The sequence below is a fragment of the Caballeronia sp. genome, from assembly GCF_049581465.1.
Lineage (GTDB): Bacteria > Pseudomonadota > Gammaproteobacteria > Burkholderiales > Burkholderiaceae > Caballeronia.
Genome location: NZ_JBAUSA010001012.1, coordinates 1 through 5053, shown reverse-complemented (window position 1 = coordinate 5053; position 5053 = coordinate 1). Strand labels below are relative to the sequence as shown.

Below are 5053 nucleotides of genomic sequence, written 5' to 3'. Positions count from 1 at the left end.
CCGGCGCCTGGCCGGCAAATTTATCGCGCGTCGCATTGTCCCGATAGGCGACCCCCTGGCGATGGCCTGCATCGTGCTGCCAGCGGCCTCCTTGTCCCTGCACTTTGCTGCGATCAAAGTTGCGATTGATGTTCGCGGCCTTGTCCACGTTGATGTTGACGTCGCCGCCGCCCCAGTTACAGTTGCCGAAGATCGCACCGGCAGCAGCGATACCTACGCCCCAGGCGAATCCCGTCGCGAGAGCCGCGCCTGGATAGTAACCGGGGTAGTAAGCGGGGTACGGAGGCCAATAGGTTGGCGGGTAGGCCGGATAGCTCCATGCGCCATACACAACCGTAGGGTTGTAGGCCGGCACATAGATCACCTCCGGGTTCGCGGGCTCGATGCGTACGATGGTCGCCCCCGCACCCGCCGGCGCGGGCTCGACGACTACGTTCTGCTGCTCGTTCGATTTCAGGTTCCCCGATTCCTGCGCGCGTGCCCGCAGCCGCTGCACCGCAGCGAAGACTTCTGTTTGCTGTGCAAGAAAAGCGTCGCCGAGCTTCTGCGTCCAGTCGAGCTTGTCGCTCATCGGCTCAAGTATTTGCGGAAACGCCACCATCGATTTCACACTGGTGTCCCATGGCTGATTCTCAACCGCCTTCACGGCTGCATCGCCCTTCACGTTAGGATTCGCTTTCACCCAGCGCGCCGCGTGCACGATCTCCAGCGGATAGGTCGACGCCATCAACACCTGTGAAAGCACGGAGTCCGGGTAGAGCGCGATCGGCGCGACCAGCGCCTCGAGCTCCTCTGGCTTGAATGGCGCAGGGCTCTGTGCGGAGGGCTGTGGAGGAGTCTGTGCAGGCGTCTGTGCGGGGATCTGTGGTGGGGTGGTCTGCGCGGGCATCTGTGCAGGGACCTGTGCGGGGCCCTGCACAGAGTTCTCGGGACCGCGATCCGCACAAGCTTGATTGATCACTGGCAAAATCAGCCACAGAAAAACTGCTTTTGCCCATCGTTTGTTCCAGTTGGTCATGGCCCCTCCTTGCGGCAGGTTGTTGACGCGGAAAACGATGTGTTTGTGATAATCACGTCACCGGGCGGCGGCCATGCGGCTGCCTTTTCCGATGGTTGTGGAGTCGACTCGGGAAGCGGAGAGTCCGAAGAGAATTCAATCGTGGGCATTTGCTGCACTAGCGTGATCCACCCGTCAACCGCGGGGTCTTTGCCGCGGATAAGGTACCCCAGCAACACGACAGCAATGACGACATGTAGCCAGAACGCAGCCTGCTCGAGCCCAGCCAAGTTATGGCTCATGTCGACGCTCCAACCGTAGCCCTGATGATTTGCCGGGCTTTCGGACCGGGTCAAACGGCCCCGCATTTCAATGGCACCACGGTACCCGGTGTCATTTTCGAAGCGGGTTCAAATTCAAAGGTCACGCTAAACCAGGTTGGACGGACGATAATCGTCAACAGGCCTGTTGCTATTGTCGTGGCGATCGCAGACAAAAATAAGCCAGCTCAAGAATAGGCCTGACGCACGCCGGCAGGTATTGGACCTTGGTCCTATTTCACGGGCAGGGACAATCACTGAGGCCGCACTGTGGCAACGCGCAAGTCAAACGGTGCCTTCGGAGCTGCGGATTGCATCACGGTAGGCAACCTGATCGGGGAGTGGCGAGCGCGCGTCACTTTGGGTGAAACGGGCGAGCCGCGCACCCGCGTCGACCAGAATTCTGGTCGGCGCGGACCGGAGCTGCGCGTCATGAAGGTGTAGGATTTCGCCAAGAATTTGCGCAGCTTCCGGCGCTATTTCCCAGACGCCCTCGGCCTCGGCGCGGGAGAGCGCGGCCTCAAGCAATACCTCGCCCTTTTTGTACAGATTCAGTGGGACGTCGCCGTAACCCGATTCCTGAAGGTAAAACGTCAGATACAGTGCACGCGCCAACTCGTTAATCAGGTCCGCGTTGTCGGTGCCCGTGAGGCAAGCCGACAAAGCCACGTGATTTCCGAGCGAAACCTCGTTCGCAGAAGCACGTGACATCGGCAGAAGCATTGCTTTGCTGGCTGGCGCGGTCTGCCGCCACGGCTGGAGCTCTTCTTTCTGGACATCAGACGCGAATCGTTCTCTTCTGAACGAGGCAGGAAAAGGACAAGGGCTATGGTAGCAAACCGTGGCACGAATGGCGCGTTGGCCCGGGGCAACACTACGGCCGCTATCGCTGCCGGGGGGATTGGTCGCCGATTTGGAAACTCTCACGATGGAGGACTAAGGAGCATGAACATAATCGAATCACGAACTGGACTTTTGAGGCGGACTGGCGCATTTCTGGCCGCAGCCGGACTCCTCGCGCTATCGGGCGCAGCTCTCGCCACCAACCAGTCGCAACAGCGCCAGGCAGGCAGAAACGAAAACCAGAACGCCAAACATGAGGCGCGCTCGAACAAGGTCGACTGCCGGGCCGCAAACGAGAAGAGCAACACCCAATGCCGGCAGGACAAGCGCCACACGAAGCAGGGTGGCCGCCAGGAAAAGCGCGACATCAAGTACTGAGGCAGAGCCCCAATCGAATGCCGGGACTGGCAGCGGCGGAGCAGACATCATCCACCCGGCGACCCTTGTGCTGAGCAAGGGGTTTCGCTTGGGCGCTCAAGCAGTGTCGCATCTCATTGGTCGAGCTCCGCGCGCTAGAACCGATACCCGATGCCACCCAGGATGACATCCGTATCGTGGCTATAACGTGTGACTACGCGGTTCCACGTCACGCGCGCCGACCAGTTCCGCGTGACGCGATACGAAGCCGTTACCGACACGAGTTCAGACAGAACGCCATCGCCCTGTGTGTCGCCATTTTCGGTCGACTCGCCATGATGGATCGCCGCATAGCTCCAGCACGAATGCCGAGCGCCAGGCGTTCATTCAAGAATGCCCGCGAGAGCCAGAGTGGCGCGGTCACTCCGTCGCGGCGCGCGGTCAGGCCGTCGCCTTCGTGCAGATATCCGAGCGTTGCGTCGAGACAGCTTGTCAGCCCGCGCCTGTATTCGATCGCCTCTGCGGCTGATGTTTCCCATCCCGGGCTGTTCAGGATCGTCGCGCCGGCCAGCACCGTGACTTCGTTGTTCGTGACCTTTTGCGTGCGCGACAGTGCGAAGTCACGCGGCCCCGGCGTGTCCGGGCCGTCCAGCTGATCGCCGACGCTGAGCATGACCGCAGTGGTCGACGGCCGTTCGCTACCTGCACGTGATTGAGTTGCAGGTTCGCCGTCCAGCGCCGCGATGAATACCACGTGGCACGCGCACTGTAGACGACGCCTCATCCATGCGTATTCGAATAGCCGAGGCCCTGCTCGGCTGCCTCGGTGTCAAAGTAACGATAGGGGCCCACGCCGAGAGCGACAACGAAGCGCCGCTGCCCAGGTGGAGTCTGCCCCATACCTGCACGAGCGGGCCATCGCGGTGATGATCGGGAATATGCCTATCGTTACGCCAGGTGATGCTGCCGGCAAGGTTCTGGCCGAAACCCTCCATATAGTCCATCGACCACGCGTAGGAATGGCTGTGCTCACCGGTCAATGGTCCGGTGTACAGCGCCAATTCCTGAGCCGACGCGTGGTCCGCTCCCCTGCATAGCACCGCAGTGACAATAGCGAGAGTCCGGTTAGCCTTCATCGTTGAGACGTCCGGTGGTGACGGAAATCACACCAGCATGACAGCTGGCAGCTTTGATCGTTGCTCGCGAGCAAGTTGGCAGGATTTCGCCGAGAATACTCCAGCAGGGTAAGTTGAAAAATTTTATAGCGGCTGCCGAACGATTTCAGCAAACCGTTGCATCCACCGGTTGAATCCGCCGCGAGCAGCAGTCGTTCATTCCTTCGAGTCGCCCGCCAGGTCATCGGCCACTGCTTTTCCGGCCATTCGCAAATGTTACTGACGGCATCAGTGACCGCGCGATGAGATCGTCCGCTTCAGCCGGTCATTGGCGTAAGGACAAAAGGACGGGTTCAATAAACCCCTGCCGCTCCCGGTGGACGATGCTTAAAGCGTCGATGTACCCAGTAATACTGGTCCGGACATTTCAAAATCTGCTCCTCAAGAAACGCATTCATGCGACGCGCGTCAACCGCGTCGCTTTCGGATGGGAAATCGTCGAGCGGTTCGAAAACTGTCAACTTATATCCCCGGTAATTCGGCAGCACCTCGGTCACGAACGGGACAACCCGCGCATGAGCGAGCCGTGCAAGTCGCGAAACGGACGTGAGCGTGCAGGCCGGGACGCCAAAGAAGGGAACAAAAACCGAGCTGTCAGTGCCATGATCCATGTCCGCCGCGAGCATGACTGGTGTTCCTGAGCGCAGGAGCCTCACGATCTTTCTCGCGCTCGTCGAGCGTTCAATCATCTGTGCGCCAAACCTGCCGCGTTGTCGCCTGGCGAGGTCGCACAAGCGCTTGTTCGACATGCGGGTATACAGGGAGGCGGCCGGCAGGCGCGTCGAGTAAAGGATGCAGCCCACCTCGACGGCCACGAAGTGAAAGCCCATAAAAATGGTAGGCGGAGCGTCCTTCTCGAAAAGATCAATTTTGCTGTCGATCTCGACGAGATTTTTCAGCGATTGCGCGCTGCCGAACCACTGAATGCTTCGTTCGAGATAGCTGCGCGCCACGTGGCGGAAGTGGTTCCTCGCAAGATCATCCAATTCGCGATCGGTCTTCGCGGGGAAGCAGAGGCGCAGGTTGACCAGGACCACGTGTTTGCGGTGACTTGGAAGCGCATACAAGGCTGCCCCGAGCGCGCTGCCGAGCCTCGCGACCAACCTGTAAGGAAGCAATGAAAAAGCTCGTAGCAGCGCTACGATGAGAGCAAAGCCCAGTCGATCCACGAGTCTCTCCTGATGCGATCGGATGTCGAAAAGCGAGCTTACGTGTTGACGTCGACACAATATCACTGTCGACTCTCACTCTCGGTCTCGCTCCAGACCGGCCGGTATCGTCAAATTGTTATCCGTCGTGCGCACGAACATGCAGTACATAAGGATAGCTAACCTAAGTGGAAAGACGCTCCGCCATTGGCG

General features: G+C 59.7%; 4 protein-coding genes and 1 pseudogene. 1 reads left to right on the top strand and 4 read right to left on the bottom strand.

The features are described 5' to 3' along the window. Together WCA53_RS24765 and WCA53_RS24760 are read right to left on the bottom strand one after the other, a co-directional pair. Nucleotides 1-1018 (bottom strand): DUF3300 domain-containing protein (locus WCA53_RS24765; RefSeq protein WP_423916637.1); only part of this gene is annotated, 1018 nt, incomplete at its 3' end. A 584-nt stretch (nucleotides 1019-1602) separates the two neighbouring features. Then, nucleotides 1603-1986, bottom strand: a complete 384-nt coding sequence (locus tag WCA53_RS24760; protein WP_423916635.1) for a hypothetical protein — start codon at nucleotides 1984-1986, stop codon at nucleotides 1603-1605. A gap of 276 nt (nucleotides 1987-2262) precedes the next feature. On the opposite strand from WCA53_RS24760, the gene WCA53_RS24755 reads away from it, so the two are divergent. After that, nucleotides 2263-2538, top strand: a complete 276-nt coding sequence (locus tag WCA53_RS24755; protein WP_423916632.1) for a hypothetical protein — start codon at nucleotides 2263-2265, stop codon at nucleotides 2536-2538. Between the two features lie 134 nt (nucleotides 2539-2672). Here WCA53_RS24755 and WCA53_RS24750 read toward each other — a convergent pair. Then, nucleotides 2673-3653: pseudogene (locus WCA53_RS24750) on the bottom strand (hypothetical protein). Nucleotides 3654-3985: 332 nt separating this feature from the next. Further along, the gene (locus WCA53_RS24745) at nucleotides 3986-4861 is read right to left on the bottom strand and encodes a lipid A biosynthesis lauroyl acyltransferase (RefSeq protein ID WP_423916629.1); all 876 of its coding nucleotides are present in this window, start codon (nucleotides 4859-4861) and stop codon (nucleotides 3986-3988) included. Nucleotides 4862-5053: the final 192 nt, after the last annotated feature.